Here is a 25,758-nt window from a genome sequence, read left to right on the forward strand (position 1 = left end):
TTTAAATAGCTATTTTAAAAGGGGCAAGATTTTTGCATTTAAAAAAACATGAAAAAAATAGTTCTATTATTAGCTTTATCTATTTTCTTTTTCAAAGCTAATAGTCAAGAAATTCCACGTTTTAATCCGGATACGATCAAAACTATCCAGCTAGACTCTGTGGTTGTTATCAAAGCACAGCGTTTAAATGTAGAACGATTTATCAACGCCATTATCAACGATACAAGTTTTTATCAGGCATTTCGCAACATGAAAAAATTCTCTTTCATCGCTGAAAATAGAATTTATACCTACGATAAAAATAACAAAGTTGATGGAAAAGTGTACAGGAAAATCAAGCATAATAACGATGGCCCTTACAAAATGGAATATTTGGTAAAGGAAGACAACGGTAAAATTTACAAGAAGAATGGTAAATATCAGTTGTACACCGTAGAAATGTTCGATTTTATTTTCATGAATGCTTACAACACAGATTTTGTGCCAAATGCTCCTGCTAGTGATGGTAAAGGAGGCACGAATGAAAGTTATAAGGATAAATTAAAAACCTTGATTTTTAATCCTGGAAGACCAATTAAAGGCCTGCCATTTATTGGCGGAAAAACACAAATATTTACAGCAAATATGCGTCAATATTACGATTATACCTTTTATAGTGGAACTTATCTAGATTCAATTCCTGTATATCGATTTAAAATTTCTGTAAAACCAGATTTAAGTAGTTGGACAAAAGATGGCTTAATGATTAAAGAATTAGTGACCATTTTTGACAAAAGAAATTTCGAAATTCTTGGGCGTTATGTTGATATGAAATACAGTAATATGTTATTTGACTTTGATGTGCAAATGAATATCGAAATGAGTTATTTTGATGAAGTTAAACTGCCTACTAAAATCACCTATCAAGGTAATTGGGATTATCCTTTTAAGAAAGAAGAAAGAGCAAGTTTCTTGGTGGTGCACAAAGATTATAAGTTAGCTAGAGGAAAGTAAGTCTTAATCTAACACTGCACAACACTCTGTAACGACCTAGCTATTAGCCTCGCAAAAACGTAAAAGATTATTATCTTTAAACGTTTAAACAAAATCCCATTATGCAATCACTTTATCGCACTAAAACAAAGTTGTTATTGGCTATTGCGCTGTTTTCGACTGGTAGCTTGCAAGCTCAAATTTTAACTTCTAAACAAATAGATAGCGTAGCTGAAAAAACCTTAAGTACGTTTAATGTACCAGGCATTGCCGTTGCTGTTATTAAAGATGGCAAGGTTATTCACGCTAAAGGCTATGGCGTTCGTTCCATCAAAACAAATTTAAAAGTTGATGAAAACACACTTTTCGGAGTGGCATCAAACACAAAAGCATTTACTGCTGCGGCTTTAGGAATGTTAGTTGATGAGAAAAAATTAACATGGGATACGAAAGTAATAGATGTAATTCCGGAGTTTAAAATGTATGATCCGTATGTAACTAGCGAATTTACAGTAAGAGATTTGTTAACGCATCGTAGTGGTTTGGGTTTAGGCGCAGGCGATTTAATGATTTGGCCAGATTCATCAACAGTAGATAAAAAACAGTTGATTCATAACCTGAGATATTTGAAACCAGTTTCTTCGTTCCGTACAAAATACGATTACGATAATTTAATGTACATCGTAGCTGGAGATGTAGTAGCAAGAGTTTCTGGAATGACTTATGAAGATTTTATAGAAAGCAAAATTATAAAACCTTTAGGCATGTCGAAAACTGCTGCATCGTGGTATCGTTTAAAAGATAAATCGAATGTAATTGATGGGCATGCGCCTTATGAAGATAAATTATTGCCCGTTGGTTTAAGTTTTGGCGAAATTGCAAATGCTGCTGGTGGAATTTATTCTAGCGTAACCGATATGAGTAAATGGGTTATCGCAATGATTAATGGAGGAAAATACGGTGATAATTTAGATAAAAAATTATTCAGTTCTACTGTAGCAAGAGAACTTTGGACGCCACAAACAATTATTGCAGGCGGTAATCCGAGTAGTTTTAGCAGTTACGGATTGGGTTGGTTTTTAAGCTCAGTAAATGGAAAATTCCAAGCAACCCATACTGGTGGTTTATCTGGAATTGTAACGCAGGTTACTATTTTGCCAGAACTCAAACTAGGAATTATCGTTTTAACCAATCAACAATCTGGTGCTGCATTTAATTCTATAACTAATTCTATTAAAGATGGTTATTTAGATATTAAAGGCATGGATAGAATTAAAACATATAACGATAATAGGTTAAGAAACGAAAAACAAGCAAAAGAAATTGTCGATAAAACTTGGGCAGATATCGCGACAGCACAAAAAGCAAATACTGCAAAACCTGATATTAAAAATTACTTCGGTACGTTTAAGGATGCGTGGTTTGGAGAAGTTACCATTAGTGAGGTAAATGGTAAAATGCATTTTCAGGCAAAAAATTCACCAAAATTAAGAGGCGATATGACTTATTATAAAGGCAATACGTTTATTGTAAAATGGTACGATAGAAGTTTGGATGCGGATGCTTTTGTGAATTTCAGTTTAAATAATAACGCAATGGCGGATGGATTTAAATTGGAAGCGATTTCTCCTTTAACAGATTTTAGTTTCGATTTTCAGGATTTAGATTTTAAAATAACCAAATAAAGAACGATGGACAAATACCTTAAATCAGGAAGTTTAATAGCTGCAATTGCTATTTTATTTTTAAGCATAGCAATGAAACCAAAACATAAAAAAGTAATCTTCTTTGGTGATTCTATCACGCAACAGGGAATGAAAGCGAATGGCTATATCAGTTTATTAAAGAAAACGGTTGATTCTACGAAATTCGAATTAATTGGCGCCGGCATTGGAGGAAACAAAGTGTATGATCTTTATTTAAGATTGGAAGATGATGTGCTCAATAAAAAACCAGATTTAGTATTTATTTATGTGGGTATAAACGATGTTTGGCATAAACTGGGAGCCAGAACCGGAACTGATTATGATAAATATTTGAAATTTTATCAGGCATTAATTAATAAAATTCAAGCTAACGGAAGTAAAGTAGTATTGTGTACTCCTACTGTAATTGGAGAAAAGAAAAATGATGCAAACGAAGTTGATGCAGATTTAAATAAATATGCTGCTGGAGTTAGAGAATTAGCAGTGAAAAATAATCTTCCACTTTGCGATTTAAGAAAAGCTTTTACAGCCTATGAAGTAGCAAATAACTCAGAAGATAAAGAAAAAGGTGTTTTAACAGTAGATAAAGTACATTTAAATGATATAGGTAACCAATTAGTTGCTGATACGATGTTACCTTTTATTAAGTAGAAGTATTGTCGTCATTGCGATCCCGATTTTTATCGGGAGAAGCAATCTTTTCTGAGGGGCAAATGATATAAATTATGATGGTAAGAGGAGGAACAGTTTATATTTTAACAAACTTTACACATACTACACTTTATACAGGAGTTACTTCAGAATTACTATTTAGAATAAAAGAACATAAAGAAAAATTATATCCGAGTTCATTTTCATCAAAATTTAATGTCGATGTGCTAGTTTATCATTCCTCTTTTTTAACAATAGAAGAGGCAATTGCTGAAGAAAAAAGGATTAAAGGTGGAAGTAGAGCAAAGAAAATAAAGTTAATACAAAGTATGAATCCTAATTGGAAGGATTTATGGGAAGAAGTAAAAGAGTGGTAATCTTGACAAGCATGAAAGATTGCTTCGTCATACCTCCTCGCAATGACGATATAACACTATGATAAACCGCGAAACAATAGACAAAATAATGGATACTGCCCGAATAGAAGAGGTGGTAGGCGATTTTGTGCATTTAAAAAAACGCGGTACAAGTTTAATTGGTAATTGCCCTTTTCATGGAGAAAAAACTCCTTCATTTCATGTTTCGGTAACCAAAGGAATTTATAAGTGCTTTGGTTGTGGTAAAGGCGGAGATTCTGTTCGCTTTATTATGGAGCATGAGAAATATTCTTATCCAGAAGCGCTTAAGTTTTTAGCTCAAAAGTATAATATAGAGGTTGAAGAAACAGTTGAAACCGTACAAGATTTAGAAGCACAAAACGCCAAAGAAAGCTTATACATTGTTTCGCAATTTGCAGCTACTTTTTTCGAAGAACAACTTTGGAATAACTCAGAAGGCAAAGCAATTGGTTTAAGTTATTTTAAAGAGCGTGGTTTTAGAGAAGATATCATCAAAAAATTCAACCTGGGTTACTCGCCAGATGTTTGGGATGCACTAACTCAAGATGCAGTTAAAAATAAACATGCAGAAGAATATCTAGAAAAAACAGGTTTATCTATCAGAAATGATAAAGGTAAATTGTACGATAGGTTTAGAGGGAGGGTGATGTTCCCGATCCATAATTTTACGGGGAGGGTGATTGGTTTTGGCGGACGGACATTAAAAACAGATAAAAATGTTCCGAAATATGTAAACTCTCCCGAAAGCGAAATTTATCACAAATCTAATGTGCTTTATGGACTTTTTCATGCTAAAAAAGCGATTAGAGATTTAGATAACTGTTATTTAGTAGAAGGATATGCGGATGTACTTTCTGTCCATCAAGCTTACATAGAAAATGTAGTTGCATCTTCGGGTACATCATTAACAATAGAACAAATACGTTTAATTGGTCGTTTTACACAAAATGTAACCATACTTTACGATGGGGATGCGGCAGGTATAAAAGCATCTTTACGTGGATTGGATATGATTTTGGAGGAAGGACTAAACGTAAAAGTCGTGTCTTTCCCGGCAGGAGATGATCCCGATTCGTATATGCACAAAGTTGGTGCAGGAGCATTTAAAACCTATATAGAAGATAATCGGCAAGATTTTATTCTCTATAAAGCGAATATCCTTTTAGCAGAAGCAGGTACAGATCCGATAAAAAGAGCAGGAATTATTAGAGATATTGTAGAAAGTATTGCCAAAATTCCAGACAATATTAAAGCATCAGTTTTCATTCGCGAATGCAGTAGCTTGCTTCAAATAGAAGAAAGAGTTTTGCTAAGTGAGTTAAACACGATGCGAGCTGCGAAATTTAAAAAAGCATCAGCTCCGCAGGCAAGATACCAACAACAACATCCGGATATGCCACCAGCCGATCTTTTGGCTGATGAGGAACCGCAAGTAATTACTGCTGTAGCTGCAAATGACGAACTACAAGAGCAAGAAATTGTACGTTTATTACTAGCTTTTGGTCATGAATTGGTGAGTTGGGATAAAATTGATAACATGTATATTGGTTCATTTATCATGCAAAACTTAACCGATGTTACGTTTGAAAATGCACTTTGTAAAAAAATTATCGACCATTATAGAATAGAAATAGAAAACGGACAATTACCAACAGCTAACCAGTTTATTAAAAGTGAGGATAGAGACATTGCAGATTTAGCCATTACACTTTCAACTTCTCCTTATAGTTTAAGTGAAAACTGGTATAATAAACATAACATCTACGTAAGAGATGAAACAGTAAATTTAAAAGCAACTATTTTAGGTGGACTTTATCATCTTAAAAAAAGAAAAGTAGATCGGATTTTATTGGATTTGTTGAAAGAAATTAAAACTGAAAACGATGCAACTAATCAAGAGATTTTGATGCAACGTTATGCCTTTATTAAAAATGTAGAGAAAGAAATTTCTAGGTTTCTTGGGTCAGTAATCGTTAAATAATGGCATCACATAACGATTTAGGTGTTAAAGGAGAAACCATTGCAAAGGAACATTTAGAAAAAAATGGCTACGAGATATTAGATGAAAATTGGGTTCATGGTAAAGCAGAAATCGATTTAATAACCTATTTAAATAGACAAATCATTTTTGTGGAGGTAAAAACTAGAAGTTCGACAGCTTTTGGTTTACCCGAAGATTTTGTAAGCGATGCCAAACAAAAACAAATGGAATTAGCTGCAAATGAATATATAGAATTGATGAATCATCAAGGCGAAATTCGTTTTGATATTATTTCAGTTCTTTTTGATAAACAAAATAATCACACTATAAAACATATTGAAGATGCATTCTGGCCTGAAAATTAATCAAATCAAGAACATATTATTTATTGCAATCATCGTTGCTTTTGCGAGCTCTTGTAAAAATTCATCAACTTCATATCGTAGTTTTATTTCTCCAGAGCTTGGACAAAATGTTCCTTTGGGGAATGAATTTGAAGTTAAAATTCTATTTGGAAAAGAGAAAAAAGTAGACTCTGTAGTTTATTTAATTGATACTACAAAAGTAGGTTCAAAAGCAGATACTACTGCAATTAAATTAAAAACCGAAGGATTAAAATTAGGTGGACATTTGCTAACCGCAAAAATTTATGGAGATGGAGAACCTGAAGAAGTAACGGCAAATATTAATGTTTTAGCTGCTAAAGCTCCAATAGAATACACTTACAAAGTAATTAATACTTTACCACATGATACCTCATCTTATGTAGAAGGTTTAGAATATCACGATGGTTTCTTTTATGAAAGTGCAGGAGATTACGGACATTCTAGCCTGCGTAAAGTAGAACCATCAACTGGGAAAATTGTACAATCTACTCCTGTAGATAAAAAATATTTTGCCGAAGGAATAACTGTTATAGGCGATAAAATTATTCAGCTTACCTATCAAGAAAAAGTTGGTTTTGTTTACGATAAAGCAACATTGAAAAAACTTTCTGAATTTGCTTACCTCACTGGTAAAGAAGGTTGGGGTCTAGCTTTTGACGGACAAAAAGTATTAAATACAGATGGCTCAAATACTATTTTCTTTTTAGATAAGAATAATTACAATAGAATTGGATCTATCGATGTTTACGATAATAAAGAGCCAATCGAAAGTCTAAATGAACTTGAATATATTGATGGTAAAATTTATGCAAACGTTTATACCACCGATACTATATTAATCATTAATCCTATAAATGGCGCAGTTGAAGGTAGGATAAATCTCAAAGGTATTTTTCCAGCAGGTGATTATTTTAAAACAGGTGATGAGCGAAGAAATAATGTGTTAAATGGCATTGCTTGGGATGCAAAAGGGAAGCGTCTTTTTGTAACTGGTAAAAAATGGCCAAAAATATACGAGATCAAAATAGTTGAAAGTTCAGCTAAGTAAAATACCGTCGGTTGTCAGTCTGAGCTAAGGGTTTAGTAGGGCGCTCGTCATTGCGAGGTACGAAGCAATCTATCTAGTTAGGAAAGATTGCTTCGCCCCGATGAAAAATCGGAGACTCGCAATGACGAACATTTTCTTAACCTAATGATTGACAGTATAATTTTAAACAGTTTCTTACTCTTTCTTCTTATTCTCGCTTAAATAACCATTGTATATAATCGACTGTTTATTATTGCTCATTACATTTAATGTTGCATAACCTGCTGAAGTTATATTTAAGATCATTCTTACATTATCTTTTACATCTTTTGTGTTAACATTTACATCCCAACCACCTTTTTTGGTTTTTTTAACATCATAGGTGAATTTTTTGGTTGTAAACTTATATCCATTTTCATCAGAATTAGGCGATGCTGAATATGCTCTGCCATAATAGGGCAAATAGACAACTACGCTATCATTAGTAACTCGCACATCATAAGAACTACCACTAAGACTAATACTTCCCCCACCTGCATTTCCTGGCATTTTTCGTAATATGTTATTAATGTCCGTAATATTTGTAGGGATTGCAGTAGTTGCCACGAAAACATAATTTTTGTCTTCAACAATTCGTATGGTTGTTGCTTTATCTGTTTGCGCACTTGCTTTAAAAGCAATAAATGCTAAGGCGAAAAGAGTTACTATTTTAAGCGTTTTCATGATGATAAATTCTTATATAATGATTAAACAAGATAATCAATTAAAAGTTTAATAGAAAACGATCCGAAAATTGGATTAGTACAATCAAATTACACAATAAGGTTGATCAAGGAGAGAAAAATAACTCCCTCCCTGACCAACCTTAAAACTATGATATTGTAGCAGTTAATGTGGTTCCGGTAATAGAAGTACTATAAACTTTTAGTGCACTCGTTGTGCCTCCGTCATTTGGTTGTCTAAGCACAGTCCCCGATGAATTATATTGCGAACTATGTAAACTACATTGAATAAGATTGCTAGCCTGCACCCAATTTAGCGTACCTCCTTGATGAGGGCAAAGAGCTTGTGTAGCTACAAAAGATGAAGTTGCATTTCCCGTAGCAAGACGAACAAACAATACGCCTCCAGTAGAAACAAAAGAACCTACTGATGTTAATTGAGAATTTAAATCTATATTAACTTTGTTTCCAACAGCGCCACCTCCTGGTGCAGGATCATCTGATTTTCCGCCGCAACTTGATAAACAACTCCCTGTACATATAAGAGCTACACCGAGCCCTAATGATTTAATAAATTCGTTCCGTTCCATAATTGTCTTTTTTTAGTAAATGGTTGATTTAGTATCTGGATTTTTATTTTTGAACAAACTGAAGTTTCGAGAAATTGTAAACCCAAACCTCACGCCTCCATGTAACCATGATTTTTGCGTATTGGCGATAAAACTATTTTCATTTATATATTCTGAGTTCATGAAATTAAGTGAGAATATATGCCCACCAGTTTCAATTTCTATCCCAACTCCTAATGGATTATAAAGCGTAATCGGCAAGTTGTCCGAACGAGATAAACCATTAACCAACGTATAATCGGCCACAAAAGAAAGACGTTTTGTTAGTTTTATCCTTCCAGCAAAACCAATTGAGTATAAACTTTTAGGATCATCAGGATCTAAGGTAATTGATCGGAATAAAACTGCAGGCATTACAGCAAGTGATAATTTGGATGATACTTTTCTCGAAAAAATAGGTTGAATAAAATAAGATAATCGCTCTCCGTAATTCGCAAATTCTGTTGCTGAAAAAGATTTTCTTCCAATTACGGCAGCTTGCGACAATAGCGTAAAATTAATTGGCATGCTGCCATCACTTTTTTGTTGAAGTACTTTCTGTTTTGCATAGAAGTTAAACAATTCATCGTGTTTACTCCTGCCAATTCCTAAGGTTAGGTTATCAGTAACTCCATAATCAAATCCAATGAAAAGATCTGGAGCAACATCAATACCAAATAAAGTATGTGCACCGCCAAACTTTCCGCCAATATCTCCAAAACGGTGACGAATACTGAAATCGAGATCATGCTTTTTCTGTGTTTCAGTTGAATGTGATAGCACGATATGTGTTGCCTTAAAAGTAGCTTCAACTTTGTTAAACTTTTTTGTGCTGTCTAAAGTGTTCAGTAATGAATCTGCTGTTTGTGCGCTCGCCCTTAACGCAAACACAATTAAGATTAGAAATAGATAAATAAATAGTTTAGGCTTGTTCATAATTACTTATTTAGAGGGGTTAATGTGCCTTGAATAGTTACTTTAATAACCTCCGCAATTTTGGTAAAAACCAAGCTCGGGATTTTAATTTGATGTGCAACGCAAGCTACATCGAAGGTTGAATTAAGTGTTGGAACGCCATTTTTAATGGTAATTTTTCCAGCAATAGTTCTCGGCTTATCTACACCATGAACCGTTAGTATGCCCTTTGCCAAAACAGTATATTCACCATCTTTTTTCCAGTCAATCTTTGGTTCAATTGTTCCCTTAAACTTGGCAAGCGGATACTTATCGCTTTCCATGTAGTTTTCGTTGAAATGCTCTTGCATCATTTTTTTATCAAATTCCAAGCTTTTAATAGGAACCTGAATTGCCAATTCTTGAGTTTGGGCTACTAAAACCGCTGTCCCGGCAGCACTGGCTGCTTTAATGTCTTCCACAGGTGTGGATGAAAAAATACTTACTTTAATGTTTTTTCCAACATAAGTTTGTGCGCTCGCAGAAATTACAAATGCGAAGTAAAGCAACAACAGTAAGACCAGACTACTATTTTTTATTGAAATCATAACGTAGTTTTAAGGATACACCACTAGATTTTAAAGGCACATTACCTTCTCCAATTCCACTTAAAGGAATTTTAACATAAGGTTCAATGCCAAAACCCAGTTTTTTATTTTTTAATTTGATATTATAAGTAGCAGATAAATCTATTACACTTAAAAAATGTTGATTCTCATTTATTTTTTCTGAAATTCTATCTTTTCTGCCAGATGCAGCAGTGTATTTGAAAACGTAATTCTCTTTTAGCATCAAATAACTAGATAAACCCGCATTAAGTTCTATACTGCGTTTTTGATTATCAGATATGTTGTATGAGGCTCTTAATGGAATTTCTAAAACCTTACATGCCGCATTAATCTGGGTAATAGTTGCTGCTATGTTTGGGTTGTTAAAAGTGTAATTGTAACCATTAGCCGTATAGTTTTTCGACCCATAAATTAAACCAGTTTGTACACTTAGTTTTTTTGTTAAACCCACACCAACTCCCACACCAAGAGCTAAACTACTTTTGCCACCAACAATAGAATTTGTAGAATTAAAATCTGGACCAACACTTATGGCTAAACTAAAAGGGATTTTACGTTTAATTTTAATATCTCTTATAGCTTTAGGTCCTCTAATATCACTCTCATCTACAGGGGTAATTTCAGGAGTAGCTTGAGCAATAGTAGGTGCTTCAACTTTGTTTATTATTTGTTGTTGAGGTGCATTAACAGCTTCTTGTGGTTTTACTATTGCAAAAGCTTTTTGAGTAGATGAACTATCAGCTTTTTTAGTAATACTAGTTTGTGAAATTAACGGATTCGTTATAATATTATAATGAAACGTTTTTGAAGGGTTAAAATATTTCACCGATTTGCCATTGCTATTCGCTAAATCATTATTCCCATTGTCAGCAATTTTTGTTTCTTCTTTTCCTATCGGATTTGATTTACCGTCTAAACCCTCAACTTTTTTATTTTCTTGTTTCTTTACTGCAATTACATCAGCTTTGCTCTCTATTTTACGATTTATCAAATAAAATCCCAACCCAAAAGAAAGAAATAGCAGTATAATACTAGCATTTCTGTAAAAAACCAGTCTATCTCTTTTCTTCAGCTTCTTCTCCATCTTCAACCATGATTCTTCCTCAAACTCAGGGTACTCTTCAGTTATCCTAGTTTTAAAGGCTTGATCAAAGTCTTTATCATTCAACTCTTTCATTTCTTGTTTTAATAATCTATTTATTGTTGGTTGTGCGTAGGTGCTTCAACTAACAGTTTTTTTAAATTTTCTCTAGCTTTAAATAAGTTAGATTTTGATGTGCCCACAGAAATGGATAACATACTCGAAATTTCTTCATGTGAATACCCATCTATTGCAAATAAATTGAAAACAGTTCTGTATGCATAAGATAGTTTTTGAACTAATCTTATCAGGTCTTCATAATTTAAATGGGAGAGAACGTTTTCACTATCTTCCATTTCGTGTTTACCATTTAGCTCTTCCATTTCTATTTGTTTTATTCGGTTCCTGTAATAATCAATTGATGTATTAATCATAATTGTGCTTAACCACGCTTTAAAAGGACGTTCTGTATCGTACTTTTGTATATTCATAAACACCTTCATAAAGCCATCATTTATCATTTCTACGGCCTCATCTTTATTCTTTGCATAGCGTAAACAAATCCTCATGGCATACCCATAGTAAAGACGATAAAGTTCCTTCTGACTTCGTCGGTCTTTTTTTATACAGCCATTAATTAGTTCAGGTGTTAGCAAAATAATTTCAATATAGATTAGTTCAGATACTAGCAATTACGCCATTTAATTCATAAAGGTTGCCTGCGTATAAGAAATTTATGGATAAATTCTTGTATAAAGAAAAATCGCCATTTAATTGAAAAGAAATCAACTAAATGGCGATTTTAAATTAGTCCGTAGTAGTTTCCATCATACCCGTCATTCCCGTGAAAACGGGAATCGTAATGCGTTAAAAAAGCCTTGCTATTGCATTACGATTCCCAATCGAGTTGGGAATGACGACCGTACAGTAAGACCAGACCAATGAACCAATGGCTTCGGCTTGATTAATGAGATGCTTTACCATCATGCTCGTCATTCCCGTGAAAACGGGAATCGTAATGCGTTAAAAAGTCTCTTATTGCATTAGGATTCCCAATCGAGTTGGGAATGACAACCGTACAGTAAAACCAGACCAATGAACTAATGACTAATAAACTATTACCTCCAGCTTTTATACAAATTAATTAATCCATTTGTAGAGGCGTCATGCGTACTAACAGGCTGATTATCCTTTAACTCTGGTTGTATTTTCTGTGCCAATTGCTTGCCTAATTCAACTCCCCATTGGTCAAAACTAAAGATGTTCCAAATAATACCTTGTACAAATATCTTATGTTCATACAATGCAATTAAGCTGCCTAAACTATATGGAGTTACCTTTTTTAATAGGATAGAATTAGTAGGTCTGTTGCCATCAAATACTTTAAATGGAGCTAGCTCTTTTATCTGACTTTCGGACTTTCCGGACTCTCTTAACTCTTTTATTACTTCTTCTTCACTTTTCCCGTTCATTAGAGCTTCGGTTTGCGCAAAGAAATTAGATAATAATATAGCATGATGATCGCCTAATGGATTTAAGCTTTGCGCAGGGGCGATGAAATCACAAGGAATTAATCGAGTGCCTTGATGTATTAATTGATAAAAAGCATGCTGACCATTTGTTCCTGGTTCGCCCCAAATTACTGGGCCAGTTTCGTAATCAACTGCGTTTCCATTTCTATCTACATGTTTGCCATTGCTTTCCATATCGCCCTGCTGAAAATAAGCTGCAAAGCGATGTAAATACTGATCGTAAGGTAAAATAGCATGTGTTTCTGCATTAAAGAAGTTAATATACCAAACACCTAATAAACCTAAAATCACCGGAATGTTTTGCTCAAATGGAGTGTTTTCAAAATGCTGATCGCTTGCATGTGCTCCCGCTAATAATTGTTTAAAATTATCGAAACCAATGCCTAAAGAAATAGAAAGTCCAATGGCGCTCCACAATGAATAACGACCGCCAACCCAATCCCAAAACTCGAACATGTTTTCGGTATCAATTCCAAAAGCAGCAACATCTTTTGCATTGGTAGAAAGTGCAGCAAAATGTTTAGCAATATCTTCAGTTTTAGCACCGCTGTTTAAAAACCATTCTCTTGCACTGTGTGCGTTAGTCATGGTTTCTTGTGTAGTAAACGTTTTAGAAGCTACTAAAAATAACGTAGTTTCTGGATTTACACCTTTTAAAGTTTCTGCTAAATGAGTTCCATCAATATTAGAAACGAAATGCAAATTTAAACGCGTTTTATAAGCTTTTAAAGCTTCTGTAACCATTACAGGGCCTAAGTCAGAGCCGCCAATACCAATGTTCACAATATCTGTAATTGGCTTGCCGGTATAACCTTTCCATTCCTCAGAGATAATCGCATTGCTGAATTTTTCCATCTTGGCCAAAACAGCATTTACATCTGGCATTACATCTTTCCCATCCACTAAAATAGCTTTATTACTTTGGTTGCGCAGGGCGATGTGTAATACTGGTCTACCTTCAGTCGCATTAATTTTATCGCCACTAAACATCGCTTTTATCGCATCATCTAATTTGCATTCGCGAGCCAATTGAAGGAGTAATGCTAACGTGGTATCGTTAATTCTGTTCTTAGAAAAATCAACTAAAATATCATCAAATAAAATGGAGAACTTTTTAAAGCGTTCTTCATCTTCAATAAATAAATCTTTTAAACTGGTTTCGTTAATATCTATAAAATGATCTGCTAAATATTGATAGGCAGAAGTTGATGTGAAATTAATAGTTGGTAACATAAAAATTGCTATTTTTAATTAAATAATAAATACCTGTACAAAACAACTAAAAATTAAACACTATGTTAGAAAATTTAATAAACTTAGTAAAAGAACATGCACAAGATGCGATTGTGAACAATCCAGATGTGCCAAACGAACAAAATGAAGAAGCTGTTCAGGCAGCATCATCTTCTATTGTCGACGCTTTAAAACAACAAGTATCATCTGGTAATTTGGGTGGTTTAATGGATGTTTTTAAGGGAAACACAGGTGATGTAACTCAGCAAGCCACCACAGGTTTTGTAGAAAAACTACAAGGAATGGGCATTAATTTAGGTGCAGCCGAAGGCATTGCTGGTTCTTTAATACCAGGGTTAATTGAAAAATTCACTCAAAAAACGAACGATCCTAACGATAGCTCATTTAACTTACAAGATATTGCTGGCAAATTAATTGGTGGCGACGATGGTAAATTCGATTTAAGTGATGTAACCTCTATGTTGGGCGTTGGTGGTAATCAAACCCAAGCAGATGGTACAGCAGCACCAAGCTCTGGTGGTATTTTAGGTAAAATTAAAGGGTTATTTAGCTAAAACTTAGTTGTTATTTTTATAAAGCTGTATTAGTTTCTCTATTTAAGGGTGATTAATACAGCTTTTGTATGTTTTAACTATATTTAGAAAACAGTTTAACGATCAAATAAATCGCATCATGATAAAAAAGCTACTCTTTTTAACACTATTAATTGCTCCATTTTTTCTATTTGCTCAAAATAACCCTCAGAAAGTAGAAGTCGCGAAACGTGCTGATGCTATAACAGAGAAAGTAATCAATTGGCGACGAGATTTTCATGAACATCCAGAATTGGGCAATTTAGAAATCCGCACTGCGGGAATTGTTGCCGAACATTTAAAAAGTTTAGGAATAGAAGTAAAGACAGGCGTAGCCAAAACTGGTGTTGTTGGTATTTTAAGAGGAGGGAAACCTGGGCCAGTTGTAGCATTAAGAGCCGATATGGATGCTTTGCCAGTTACAGAACGAGTTCCTTTAGCTTTTGCATCTAAAGTTAAAACGATGTATAACGGACAGGAAGTTGGTGTAATGCATGCTTGCGGACATGATTCTCACGTAGCCATGCTAATGGGAGTTGCAGAAATATTAGCAGGAATGAAAAAGGATTTGGCAGGAACAGTTAAATTCATTTTTCAACCAGCAGAAGAAGGGGTGCCAGTAGGTGAAGAAGGCGGAGCAGAGCTGATGGTAAAAGAAGGCGTTTTAGAAAACCCGAAAGTGGATGTCATTTTTGGTTTACACATTAACTCGCAAACTCCCGTTGGAGATTTAACCTATCGCCCGGGTGGTACAATGGCTGCGGTTAATGATATGAAAATTACCATTATGGGTAAACAAGCACATGGTGCTTACCCATGGAGTAGCATAGACCCAGTTGTAGTAGCAGCGCAAATCATTACTAATTTGCAAACAATTGTAAGCAGAAATTTAAACATTACCGAAAACCCCGGTGTAGTTACCATTGGAGCTATACATGGCGGAGTGCGCTCTAACATTATTCCAGAAAAGGTAGAGATGTTAGGTACAGTGCGTACGTTTAGCAAAGCTGATGAGGCTATGTTTATTGATCGCATTAAAACCATTGTTACTAAAACAGCTGAAGCGAATGGAGCAAAAGCAGAAGTAGCAATTCCATACAGTTCTCATTATCCAGTAACGTTTAATGATGTAGCTTTAACCGAAAAGATGTTGCCAAGCTTACAGGGAACTGCCGGAGCAGCCAATGTAAAATTAAAACCTCCGGTAACTGGCGCAGAAGATTTTTCTTTCTATCAGGAAAAAGTATCAGGTCTTTTCTTCTTTTTAGGGGCAATGCCCAAAGGAGGCGATCCTTTAAAGGCACCTTCTCATCATACACCAGATTTTTTCATTGATGAAAGCAGTTTCAATCTAGGAGTTAAGGCATTGTGCAACTTAACGCTTGATTATATGGCGATGAAGAAATAGAAAAGATGTTGAAATGTTGCAAGGTTTGAAGGCTGAAAAGTTTTGGATGCATAGTAAGTTGCTTAGCAATAGATGAGTAAAAAATATAGTTTGTACGCTTAAAACATTTCAATAGTGTAACTTTCAAACTTTACAACAGTAACATAAACTTAAGCAAAGCTTAAAACCAAATGCACAAGTACACTAGCTTGTACCCTTTGTTGGTTTGTTCTCATTTTCAATCTCTTGGGTTATCCAATATTGCTCTCGCGTTATGCCATAGTAAATACAAACATGGTCTACCGTTAATTTTTTTGGGTGGGTAATTCTAAAGGTTTGCTTAAGCACTTTTAATTCGCGAAAGCTAGTTGTTTCACCACAGTCCAATAACATCATAATGTTATTGGAATAAACGAAAATTTTATTGTTGCTCATAGTAGTTGATTTATTATTTTTTTGTTGCTGTTCATTTGTAGTTTTTCTGCTTAATTTAAAGGTGTACACCTATATATGTTCGACAAGAAATGGATATAATCTATCGAACAAACACAATTGTATAGCAAACAATGCCTTAAGTAGAGTAAACTATTGATATAATACGCAAGATGTGAGCCATAATACGATAAGAAATGCCTTAAGTAGAGCAAACTATTGACATAATACGCTAGATGTTGTCCATAATATGGTAAGAAAAGCCTTTTTCCTGTCAGGAAATGTTCTTTTCCTGTCGGGAAAACTGAAAGTTAAATAAGTGTATATGTGGTTTTAAATAGCTGTTAGGGTATTTTTGGGGTAAAATTGTGTAATAAGCTACCCAATAAAAGACTTTCAAATCCTTCAATTTACTTTCAAATCTTTCAATTATTGATAAATACTATTCAAACCCTTCCAAATCCTTTAATTTACTGTTATGGTCAATTCCGTTTTCTGCGTGCCATAGAATACCATTTAGTCTATTAGGGATTTGTATAAGAGTTGATTAATTATAGGGCAATGAAGAAATAAAACCTAAAACGTTTTCTATATTTGCTAGCATGACTAAAGAATTAATTCAGGATTTAAGGGACAGAGTAACGTCGCTGAGGAGGTATCTTTGACGTTGAAAACCGACTAGAAGATATTCGTATTGAGCAAGAACTTACCTTGCAACCAAATTTTTGGGATGACCCGAAAAAAGCCGAAAAACATATTGCAGAAATTAATTCTAAAAAGATCTGGACAGATGGTTGGCAAAAAGCCAATGCTGCTGTAGAAGATGTGGAAGTGCTGTTTGAATTTTTTCAAAGTGGCGATGCTACTGAACAAGAACTTCAAGAACAATTTGATTTAAGCTTAAAAGCTGTTGAAGATTTGGAGTTGAAGAACATGCTCAAAACCAAACAAGATTCATTAAATGCAGTGGTTCAAATTACAGCAGGCGCAGGCGGAACAGAAAGTTGCGACTGGGCATACATGCTAATGCGCATGTATTTAATGTGGGCAGAGAAAAATGGCTATAAAGTAACAGAGCAAGATTATCAAGAAGGAGAGGTTGCGGGTATTAAATCGGTAACTATTGAAATTGCAGGCGAGTTTGCCTACGGTTACCTAAAAGGAGAAAATGGTGTTCATCGTTTGGTGCGCATTTCTCCATTCGATTCAAATGCCCGTCGACATACTTCATTTGCATCCGTTTACGTATATCCGTTAGTAGATGATACGATACAAATAGATATTAATCCGGCAGATGTAGAATTCGAAACGTTTAGAGCAGGTGGCGCTGGTGGACAAAACGTAAACAAAGTTGAAACTGCAGTTCGTTTATACCACAAACCTTCTGGTATTATCATTAAAAATCAAGAATCTAGATCACAATTACAAAATAAGGAAAATGCTTTACGTTTGTTGAAGTCACAATTGTATGAAATAGAGCAACGCAAACGCGATGAAGAAACGGCTTTAATTGAAGGCTCTAAAAAGAAAATTGAATGGGGTTCGCAAATTAGAAGTTATGTTTTGGATGATAGACGAGTAAAAGATCACCGAACAAATTATCAAACCTCTAATCCTCAGGCAGTACTTGATGGAGATATAAACGAGTTTCTTAAAGCGTATTTAATGGAGTTTTAAGAGAGATGTGAGTATTGAGATATGAGATTTGAGACGAAACAATTCGACAATTTATCAATTCAGCAATGATAATTATTTTTAATACTTTTAAACTGTAATAAATCATCCGATGAAACAACTATTCATTTTTGTATTTTCTCTTTTTATAGTAATGGAAGTAAACGCACAGCAAGTTATTCCACTTTATAACGGTGCAATTCCTGGAGCGAAAACCCCACCTTCAGATTATAAAGAAACATCCGTAGCAGGTACAGACGGTGTGGTGAGAGTTAGTAAAGTTACCGACCCATCGTTAATTGCTTATATACCTGCCAAACCAAATGGTACAGCAGTAATTATTTGTCCTGGTGGAGGATATGGTATTTTAGCCATTGATAAAGAAGGACATAATGTGGCCAAAAAATTCAACGAAGTTGGAATAACAGCTTTTGTGTTAAAGTACCGTTTGCCAAGCGATTTAATTATGGATGATAAATCGATGGGACCATTGCAAGATGCATTGCAAGCTATTTATTTAGTGCGTAAAAATGCCAATGTGTGGGGAATAAATCCTGCTAAAATTGGTATCATGGGTTTTTCTGCAGGTGGACATTTAGCAGCTAGTTTAAGTGTACATTACAACGACATGAAAGTTCAAAATCAAGAGAATATTAGTTTACGACCAGATTTCTCTTTGTTAATTTATCCGGTAATTACTTTTGGAAGCTATACCCATGCTGGTTCAGTTAAAAACTTATTGGGCGAACAACCTACAGATGCTCAACGACGTTATTTCTCTTCCGAACTTCATATCAATGCACAAACTCCGCCAGCATTTTTAGTGCATGCTAATAACGATGGTACAGTGCCTGTTAAAAATAGTTTAGCGTACGATGAAGCTTTAGCCAAAAATAAAGTGCCAGCAGAAATGCATATTTACCAAGCAGGCGGACATGGCTTTGGATTAAATAACAAAACCACAAAAGAAAACTGGTTTGAAACACTTAAAAATTGGATGCGAGCCAATAATCTGTTGTCAGAATAAACTGTGATTGCTAAAAAGAAAATATTCGCAATTATTGGAAGTACGAGGGCGAATTCTTCCAACCTTAGGTTGGTTACTAAAATAAAAACACTCACAAAAGACATTTTCGATCTTACTGTTTTTGAAGGAATTTCGAGTCTTCCACACTTTAATCCAGATATTGACGGTGAAAATCCACCAACAACTATTGCTAACTTTCGACAAAAGATTGCTGAAGCAGATGGCGTAATTATTTGTACACCAGAATATGTTTTCAGCTTACCAGGAAGTTTAAAGAATGCAATTGAATGGTGTGTTTCTACAACGGTTTTTTCTCAAAAATCTGTTGGATTAATTACGGCCTCAGCTTCTGGAGATAAAGCGAATGAAGAACTTCAACTAATTATGCAAACCCTTGAAACTAAATTTAATGAAGATACTGTTTTGCTTATTAAAGGAATTAAAGGGAAAATTAACGATCAATTGGAAATTGCAGACCCAGAAACATTAGCTAATGTGTTAAAATTTATAACTGCTTTTCACAACTTACTCCGATAAAATTTCTTGAAGTTGCTTAAGTTCTTCCACCTTTTCTGCAGAACCTAAATTCTCATAAGCAGAAATAAGATTACGAATAATGCGACGGATAATTTCTGTATTGCTACACGGCGAATAAAACCCTGGTTGTGGCTCTAAATTAAGTTGACGTAAAAACTGATCTACATCGTGTTTGCCAAAAATGGCACCTTTATTAAATGCATTAATGTAAAAGAGCACACCGTATTCTTTTTCAGCATTACTTTCATCTATATAACCCAAAATAAAATGCTGCGGTAAATTTACCCCATAAACAGGAATATCCAATTTTTGAGCTAGCGTAGCATAAATAATCGCTAAGGATATTTGATTTCCTTTTTTACTTTCTAAAACCTGATTTAAGTAAGAATTTTGTGGATCATGATGATTTTTAGTATTGCCACCAAAACCATACTGATTATAAAAAACATGGTTAATGAGCTTAATCTTTTCAATAGAACTCATTTCGTGTTGCAAACCTACCCAAATTTCACGTTTAATGTCTTCAATTTGGTTAATTACGGCTTGCTCATCCAAATCAGGATATTGATAACGATTAATAATTAAAGCGCCCTGCAATAAATCAAAAGCACCACTTTGGTACCATAAATTAAGATCTTCTTTAACGTTATTAAACTGAATGGTGTGAACAATGTTTTCAATACGTTCTTGCAGTAAAGTGTCTAAAGATTGCTCCCAAGCACTTTCTAAATAGGTAATTACTTCGTTTCCATAATTTAACAGACGTTCTTGCACATGCTGATAAACTTCCTCATCAGGATCATCTAATAATTTAACTAAAGCATCTATTTCTGCAAGATTTTCCATTAAAAATGCAAATTACAATTTTCTGTTTGCCTATTTTTGCGACTATGGTTTTTCAATTCTTCGCCGACTATCTACAACATCGTTTTACTGCCAAAAGTAGACACGGTACGCATTCGCCCTTTGTTTATAAGCTAACTGATGAGGTAATTTACGATTATTCTGCAAAAAAAGTATATAACAGCATTGAAGATCAGCGAAAAAAACTTTTAAATGACGATAGGTTAATCACCGTAACTGATTTAGGTGCAGGTTCGCATTTAAATAAAAACCGTACAAAGAAAGTAAGTCAAATAGCAAAGAATGCCTTAAAGAACCCACGTTTAGCACAGCTGATTTATCGATTAGTCGTAAATCAAAATCCACAAAATGTGATCGAGTTAGGTACTTGTTTAGGTATTACAACTGCATATTTAGCCAAGGCAGCACCAGAAGCAACCATTCTAACAATAGAAGGATGTCCAGAAACTGCTGCGGTGGCTTATCAAAACTTTACTGAACTCGGTTTAAACAACATCGAATTACAAGTAGGTAATTTTAATGACCTTTTGCCAAAGGCGATAAACGACGCTGAGAAATTAGACTTTGTTTATATAGACGGTAATCATACCAAAGAAGCAACGCTGAATTACTTTAATTGGTGCTTGCCAAAAATCCACGAAAACTCACTGCTTATTTTTGATGATATTTATTGGAGCAAAGGCATGAAAGAAGCTTGGGAAGAAATTAAAAACCATCCTCAAGTTGCTATTACTATCGATTTATTTTGGATAGGCTTAGTTTATTTCAAAAAAGGACAAGCTAAAGAGCATTTCAAGATTAAGTTCTAATCTCTAGTCATTGCGAGCATAGCGAAGCAATCTTTCTTGCTATTTACCTACCGGTTGGTGTCTCACCCACCGAAATTTTAGCCGCAGATGCGCAGATTATTTCTTTTGTTCATTTTTAATCTGCGCATCTGCGGCTAAAACAATTATCACATCTTTATCTATCGAATGGTATCTTTTATTTATTACCATAATTATAGTTGAGTAAAATTATTTATCTGATAATCAGTTAATTAATCATTATAACGTATTTTTTAGTTGTATAACTGAAAATTAAGTTATAGCTTTAGTCTATGGAAGAATTAACTAAGGCAGAAGAACGCATCATGCAAGTTTTATGGAAACTACAAAATGCATTCGTTAAAGATATCATCGACGAATTGGAGGAGGAACCCAAACCACCATACAACACCATTTCGTCTATTGTTAGGCTTTTAGAAAAGAAAGGGTATGTAAGCTATAAAGCATATGGCAAAACCTACGAGTATTTTCCAGCCATCAGTAAAGAAGATTATACCAAAACCACTTTCTCCAAATTGTTTTCAGGTTATTTCGATAATTCGCCAACAAGCCTATTGTCATTTATGGTAAAAGAAGAAAAATTAAGTGATAAGGATATCGAAGAGTTAAAAGCATTAATTAATAAAAAATCATAGGTATGGAATGGCTCATCTATCTTTTTAAAGTAAGCGTATGCTCTGGGTTATTCTTTGCATTTTATTTACTGTTTTTACGAAAACTAACCTTTTTTAAAGCCAATCGTTTTTATTTGTTAGCAGCATTAGTGTTGAGTTTTGCTATTCCAACATTAAATTTTGAAGTAGAACGAGCAGCTCCAGTTATCGTTAACCGTGTGATTATCCCACAAGAAAACTCAACTGCAAATGGTACTCAGGTTGCAACTCCAATAGTAACTCAAAGTTTTGATTGGTCGTTTTTAGTGATTTCAACCTATAAAGCGCTTGTAGGAGCCTTGTTGTTAATCACCGCATGGCGTCTCATTCAGTTGTTAAGCTTTACTAGACAACCAACTCGTCAAGTTAACGGACTAAAACTAGTATCCAAAACGAACGGATTTACCAATTGCTCTTTTTTCAACTATGTTTTTATAGATCATAATAGCCTAACGGATAAAGAACTAGAGCTTTTGCTGAAACACGAGGAAGTACACGCCAAACAATATCATTCATTTGATAAGCTATTGCTCATGATTACAAAGGCGGTATTATGGTTCAATCCAATTATTTACTTATACGATAAAGCATTAGAACAAACACACGAATACGAAGCCGATGAGGTGACGTCCCAAGATTTTGGAACAGCACCCTATGCTACCCTTTTATTAAAGCTGGCAGTAGCTAGAGGCAACATGCCGCTTATCCACAACTTCGTTAAAAGTCCATTAAAAGAAAGAATAAAAATGTTATACAATTCAAAATCAAAAGACATGAAAAAATTTAGGTATGTGTTGGCAATGCCAATAGGATTAGTATTAGTTTGGGGTTTCGCTGTAAACGTGGTGTATGCTCAAACAAAAGAAGCTGAAGTTAAGGCTCCAGAAAAAGTAGTTGAGCGAGTTATGACAGAGGAAGTGAAAGAAGTGCCAATTAAAGTAAGAGGAGTACAAATAAAAGCTACAGGAAATAAAGCTGTAACTGTTACAGGGAAAAGAAGCGATGTAAAGGAGGTGATAGTTAATGGGGTGCAACTAATGAATGAAAGAACAATTGGAACTGGAAGAATAAATGCTATCACTGTTAATGGAGGCGTAATTTCGGAGGTAAAGCCAGCTGTTAATGGATTAACTGGTATTACGATTACAGGTACTGGAAATCGACAAGCAAATTCGGTTTATGATGGAGTAACAGTAACGGGTGTGCAAAGTATCGCTTCAGCAACAGGCAGAGTAACTGGTGTAAGAGGTAATCAGATTTTTACAACTACAACTGAGCAACCTGTTAGTATTAGAAGTAGAAATGCTACTACTGAAGATGAAATCTATTATGAAAGATATACTGAAATAGGTAGAAATGGTGAAGCACACGATGTAGCAAGAATAAGAACGATAAAAGGCAGTTCTGCATCTGTAGATATTCCTAGGAATGGAAAAGTAATGATTTACGTAAACGGAGTGCCATATACTGAAAGTCAAGCCGCAGGACTTAAAAAAGTAATGATCGAAAAATACAACAGGGTTTCGGCTTACGAAAAGGGAGGTACTGAGTTTGCCAGATTATATCCAGATTTAGTAGGTAAATACGATGGAGTTCTTGAATTAAGATCTAATTAATCAAAAACACTACGCATGGAATGGTTCAATTATCTCTTAAAAGTAAGCGCATGTTCGGCGTTGTTCTTTGCCTTTTATCTATTGGTTTTAAGGAGACTAACCTTTTTTAAAATTAATCGATTTTATCTATTAGCTAGTTTAATGGTGAGTTTTATCATTCCTACTTTGCAGTTTACCATAGAAAGAGAAATTGCACAAAACACCGCAGTTGAACAACCTACTGTTTTGCAAGATGTAGATTTAGGAGGAGCAGCATTTCAAGAACCGATACAAGTTGGAGCAGGGCCTATTGCTAATGAGGTTGAACCTTTTAATTGGTATGGTTTACTTCCATACGTTTATGTCGCTATTGTTATTGGGTTGTTGGTAGTGACCGCATGGCGATTATTTCAATTATACAAACACACCAGAACAAAATCACACGAAGTGAATGGGCTGAAATTAGTCGCTAAAAGTGTAGGTTCTACCAATTGTTCCTTCTTTAATTATGTGTTTATCGATCAAAATAGTTTAACAGAAGTTGAATTACAGGTTTTACTACGACATGAGGAAGTGCATGCAAGGCAGCTTCATTCGATAGATAAAATTTTGTTAATGCTAGCTAAAGCAGTGTTATGGTTTAATCCGATAGTTTATTTATACGATAAAGCATTAGAGCAAACACATGAATATGAGGCAGATGAAGCTACCTCTCAAAATGTAGGAACCGAACATTATGCTCATCTATTATTGAAATTAGCAGTAAGTAAAAATACCATGCCGCTCATTCACAACTTTGTGAAAAGCCCTATTAAAGAAAGAATAAAAATGTTATTTAACTCTAAATCTAAAAACATGAAAAAATTAGCTTATTTACTGGCTCTACCTATAGGTTTGGGCTTAATATGGGGATTTACAGTTGACGTGGTTGATGTATTTCCTAATGCCAAAACAACAAATGAAAAGGAATTTACTTTAATATTGGATGCTGGTCATGGTGGTAAGGAAAAGGGAGCAGAAGCAAACGGTTATAATGAAAAGGATATCACCTTAGTATTTACAACCAAGATTAAAGCCTTAGCAGAAGCCAAAGGAATTAAAGTAGTGACTACTCGTAATAGTGATGAAAAAATAAGCTTAGCGGATAGGTTAAAACCACAAGGAGATTTCTTGCTTTCTATTCATGTAAACAGCGAACCGATTAAAACTAATGGCTCACAAAATGGAATAGAAATGTATACACCAACTTCAGATAGAAAATTGAATTGGTTTAAATCAACTAGCATGACTTATGATTTATACAAAAATCTAAAAACGGTATCAGGTATTAAAACAGGCTATAAACCATTCCAGAAAAAATTATTTCTATTGCAAAATTCAAATGCAGCAGGAGTAGTTTTAGAAATGGGCTATTTAACCAACAAACAAGATTTAAAAACCATTACTAATGAAGCTAAGCAAAACGAATTGGCTGAAGCAATAGTAAATGGAATAATGCATTATAAAGAAAACTTGCGAACAGATGAGGAAATAGAATTGGATTTGAAAGGTGAAACATTACAATCACCACCTAAACCAAATCAACCATTGATTAAAAAAACAAGCACTACGTATAAAGAGGGCCAAAAAGGAGAAAGTATAGTTGTAACAGCTTATCCTAAACCAGTAATAATCTCTTCATCTAGCATAACAGTTGATACAAAATATGATATTTCTTATCTCAAAAAAGGAGTAATTTCAATAGGCGAAAATAGACTAGAAGGTGAAGAAATCGCATTTGATAAGAGGAATGAAATGATAACCGCAAAAAATGCCCAACTTAAATTAAAAGATGGAATTGAGGTTGCAGAAAAGTATATCATTTATGATGCGAAAAAAGGAACATACATCACCAATAAAACCCCTGGAAATACTATTCAAGTTAACTCCGATGCGTATGAGTTGGTTAAAAAATTAAAGGCCAATAATGACTCATTACAAATGAATACAATAATGAATAAAACCCTTATGGTAAGTGGTAAAGTGAAATCAAATATTGATAAGTATTCATTTACTGCCCAAGTGGTTACGGTAGATAAAAATTCTAATGTAATGACTATTCATGCAGGAACTTTAACAACTCCAGAAGGTTATAAGATAAGTGGCGACAAAATTGAATATAATACACTCCTTAAAAAGTATACAGTAACAGAGCCAGTTGGTAGCGTTTATAAATATTAATAAATCGTCATGCCCAGCTTGACTGGGTATCGTAATGCATCAATTAGGTAAACAGCAAATTCTTTCCCAGCATTAGGTTTCCCGTTTTCATGGGAAGGACGAGCAAGCTAAACCACTTTGTCTATCGGT

24 protein-coding genes are annotated in these 25,758 nt (G+C 34.4%); 16 read left to right on the top strand and 8 right to left on the bottom strand.

All coding sequences use genetic code 11. The features are described from left to right. The first annotated feature begins 48 nt into the window (after nucleotides 1–48). From GM921_RS14060 to GM921_RS14090, 7 genes are all read left to right on the top strand, one after another. Nucleotides 49–993: a hypothetical protein gene (locus GM921_RS14060; protein ID WP_182923265.1), complete on the top strand. Its 945-nt coding sequence runs from the start codon at nucleotides 49–51 to the stop codon at nucleotides 991–993. 101 nt (nucleotides 994–1,094) lie between these two features. Further along, on the top strand, nucleotides 1,095–2,657 hold the full coding sequence (locus tag GM921_RS14065) for a serine hydrolase (protein ID WP_182923266.1): 1,563 nt from the start codon (nucleotides 1,095–1,097) through the stop codon (nucleotides 2,655–2,657). A 6-nt stretch (nucleotides 2,658–2,663) separates the two neighbouring features. Then, nucleotides 2,664–3,329 carry an SGNH/GDSL hydrolase family protein gene (locus GM921_RS14070; RefSeq protein WP_182923267.1) on the top strand — a complete coding sequence of 222 codons (666 nt, stop codon included), beginning with the start codon at nucleotides 2,664–2,666 and terminating at the stop codon, nucleotides 3,327–3,329. A 74-nt stretch (nucleotides 3,330–3,403) separates the two neighbouring features. Further along, nucleotides 3,404–3,706 carry a GIY-YIG nuclease family protein gene (locus tag GM921_RS14075; RefSeq protein WP_235969842.1) on the top strand — a complete coding sequence of 101 codons (303 nt, stop codon included), beginning with the start codon at nucleotides 3,404–3,406 and terminating at the stop codon, nucleotides 3,704–3,706. A gap of 58 nt (nucleotides 3,707–3,764) precedes the next feature. Next, the gene (gene dnaG / locus GM921_RS14080) at nucleotides 3,765–5,708 is read left to right on the top strand and encodes a DNA primase (protein WP_182923268.1); all 1,944 of its coding nucleotides are present in this window, start codon (nucleotides 3,765–3,767) and stop codon (nucleotides 5,706–5,708) included. Further along, complete coding sequence (locus GM921_RS14085; RefSeq protein WP_182923269.1) at nucleotides 5,708–6,073, top strand: YraN family protein; 366 nt, start codon at nucleotides 5,708–5,710, stop codon at nucleotides 6,071–6,073. Before dnaG ends, GM921_RS14085 begins: the two co-directional genes overlap by 1 nt. Continuing rightward, a complete protein-coding gene (locus GM921_RS14090; protein ID WP_182923270.1) occupies nucleotides 6,051–7,142 on the top strand; it encodes a glutaminyl-peptide cyclotransferase in 1,092 nt (363 codons plus the stop codon). Before GM921_RS14085 ends, GM921_RS14090 begins: the two co-directional genes overlap by 23 nt. 174 nt (nucleotides 7,143–7,316) lie before the next feature. Here GM921_RS14090 and GM921_RS14095 read toward each other — a convergent pair whose 3' ends face one another. The 7 genes from GM921_RS14095 to pgi form a co-directional block, all read right to left on the bottom strand. Next, complete coding sequence (locus GM921_RS14095) at nucleotides 7,317–7,844, bottom strand: DUF4251 domain-containing protein (RefSeq protein ID WP_182923271.1); 528 nt, start codon at nucleotides 7,842–7,844, stop codon at nucleotides 7,317–7,319. Between the two features lie 148 nt (nucleotides 7,845–7,992). Beyond that, complete coding sequence (locus GM921_RS14100; RefSeq protein WP_182923272.1) at nucleotides 7,993–8,433, bottom strand: QcrA and Rieske domain-containing protein; 441 nt, start codon at nucleotides 8,431–8,433, stop codon at nucleotides 7,993–7,995. A 12-nt stretch (nucleotides 8,434–8,445) separates the two neighbouring features. Continuing rightward, nucleotides 8,446–9,387, bottom strand: coding sequence for a DUF5777 family beta-barrel protein (locus GM921_RS14105; RefSeq protein ID WP_182923273.1), 942 nt, complete (start codon nucleotides 9,385–9,387; stop codon nucleotides 8,446–8,448). A gap of 2 nt (nucleotides 9,388–9,389) precedes the next feature. Further along, on the bottom strand, nucleotides 9,390–9,953 hold the full coding sequence (locus tag GM921_RS14110) for a YceI family protein (RefSeq protein WP_182923274.1): 564 nt from the start codon (nucleotides 9,951–9,953) through the stop codon (nucleotides 9,390–9,392). Next, nucleotides 9,934–11,151 carry an outer membrane beta-barrel protein gene (locus GM921_RS14115; protein ID WP_182923275.1) on the bottom strand — a complete coding sequence of 406 codons (1,218 nt, stop codon included), beginning with the start codon at nucleotides 11,149–11,151 and terminating at the stop codon, nucleotides 9,934–9,936. Before GM921_RS14115 ends, GM921_RS14110 begins: the two co-directional genes overlap by 20 nt. Nucleotides 11,152–11,171: 20 nt before the next feature. After that, entirely contained in the window at nucleotides 11,172–11,747 is a 576-nt protein-coding gene (locus GM921_RS14120; protein ID WP_235969843.1) for an RNA polymerase sigma factor, read from the bottom strand. Nucleotides 11,748–12,173: 426 nt separating this feature from the next. Then, nucleotides 12,174–13,820: a glucose-6-phosphate isomerase gene (pgi, locus tag GM921_RS14125; RefSeq protein ID WP_182923276.1), complete on the bottom strand. Its 1,647-nt coding sequence runs from the start codon at nucleotides 13,818–13,820 to the stop codon at nucleotides 12,174–12,176. A gap of 62 nt (nucleotides 13,821–13,882) precedes the next feature. Here pgi and GM921_RS14130 point away from each other — a divergent pair, with 62 nt between their 5' ends. The 5 genes from GM921_RS14130 to GM921_RS14150 all read left to right on the top strand — a co-directional run bounded on the left by GM921_RS14130 (nucleotide 13,883) and on the right by GM921_RS14150 (nucleotide 19,470). After that, a complete protein-coding gene (locus GM921_RS14130; RefSeq protein WP_182923277.1) occupies nucleotides 13,883–14,395 on the top strand; it encodes a hypothetical protein in 513 nt (170 codons plus the stop codon). A gap of 118 nt (nucleotides 14,396–14,513) precedes the next feature. Continuing rightward, nucleotides 14,514–15,821: an amidohydrolase gene (locus GM921_RS14135; protein WP_182923278.1), complete on the top strand. Its 1,308-nt coding sequence runs from the start codon at nucleotides 14,514–14,516 to the stop codon at nucleotides 15,819–15,821. 1,013 nt (nucleotides 15,822–16,834) lie between these two features. Beyond that, a protein-coding gene (gene prfB / locus GM921_RS14140; protein WP_182923279.1) for a peptide chain release factor 2 occupies nucleotides 16,835–17,909 on the top strand; the annotation gives its coding sequence in 2 pieces (ribosomal slippage) (nucleotides 16,835–16,894 and nucleotides 16,896–17,909; 1,074 coding nt in all). 109 nt (nucleotides 17,910–18,018) lie between these two features. Continuing rightward, nucleotides 18,019–18,933 carry an alpha/beta hydrolase gene (locus GM921_RS14145; protein ID WP_182923280.1) on the top strand — a complete coding sequence of 305 codons (915 nt, stop codon included), beginning with the start codon at nucleotides 18,019–18,021 and terminating at the stop codon, nucleotides 18,931–18,933. 3 nt (nucleotides 18,934–18,936) lie between these two features. Next, entirely contained in the window at nucleotides 18,937–19,470 is a 534-nt protein-coding gene (locus GM921_RS14150; protein WP_182923281.1) for an NADPH-dependent FMN reductase, read from the top strand. Here the strand turns inward: GM921_RS14150 and GM921_RS14155 are convergent. Further along, nucleotides 19,459–20,316 carry a transglutaminase-like domain-containing protein gene (locus GM921_RS14155; RefSeq protein WP_182923282.1) on the bottom strand — a complete coding sequence of 286 codons (858 nt, stop codon included), beginning with the start codon at nucleotides 20,314–20,316 and terminating at the stop codon, nucleotides 19,459–19,461. The genes GM921_RS14150 and GM921_RS14155 overlap by 12 nt on opposite strands. A gap of 5 nt (nucleotides 20,317–20,321) precedes the next feature. On the opposite strand from GM921_RS14155, the gene GM921_RS14160 reads away from it, so the two are divergent. The 4 genes from GM921_RS14160 to GM921_RS14175 all read left to right on the top strand — a co-directional run bounded on the left by GM921_RS14160 (nucleotide 20,322) and on the right by GM921_RS14175 (nucleotide 25,629). Next, entirely contained in the window at nucleotides 20,322–21,143 is an 822-nt protein-coding gene (locus GM921_RS14160; RefSeq protein ID WP_235969844.1) for an O-methyltransferase, read from the top strand. Between the two features lie 290 nt (nucleotides 21,144–21,433). Then, complete coding sequence (locus tag GM921_RS14165) at nucleotides 21,434–21,796, top strand: BlaI/MecI/CopY family transcriptional regulator (RefSeq protein ID WP_182923283.1); 363 nt, start codon at nucleotides 21,434–21,436, stop codon at nucleotides 21,794–21,796. Between the two features lie 2 nt (nucleotides 21,797–21,798). Then, on the top strand, nucleotides 21,799–23,430 hold the full coding sequence (locus GM921_RS14170; RefSeq protein ID WP_182923284.1) for a M56 family metallopeptidase: 1,632 nt from the start codon (nucleotides 21,799–21,801) through the stop codon (nucleotides 23,428–23,430). Between the two features lie 15 nt (nucleotides 23,431–23,445). Beyond that, nucleotides 23,446–25,629 carry an N-acetylmuramoyl-L-alanine amidase gene (locus GM921_RS14175; protein WP_182923285.1) on the top strand — a complete coding sequence of 728 codons (2,184 nt, stop codon included), beginning with the start codon at nucleotides 23,446–23,448 and terminating at the stop codon, nucleotides 25,627–25,629. Nucleotides 25,630–25,758 lie beyond the last annotated feature (129 nt).

Source organism: Pedobacter planticolens (assembly GCF_014172375.1).
Taxonomy (GTDB): Bacteria; Bacteroidota; Bacteroidia; order Sphingobacteriales; family Sphingobacteriaceae; genus Pedobacter; species Pedobacter planticolens.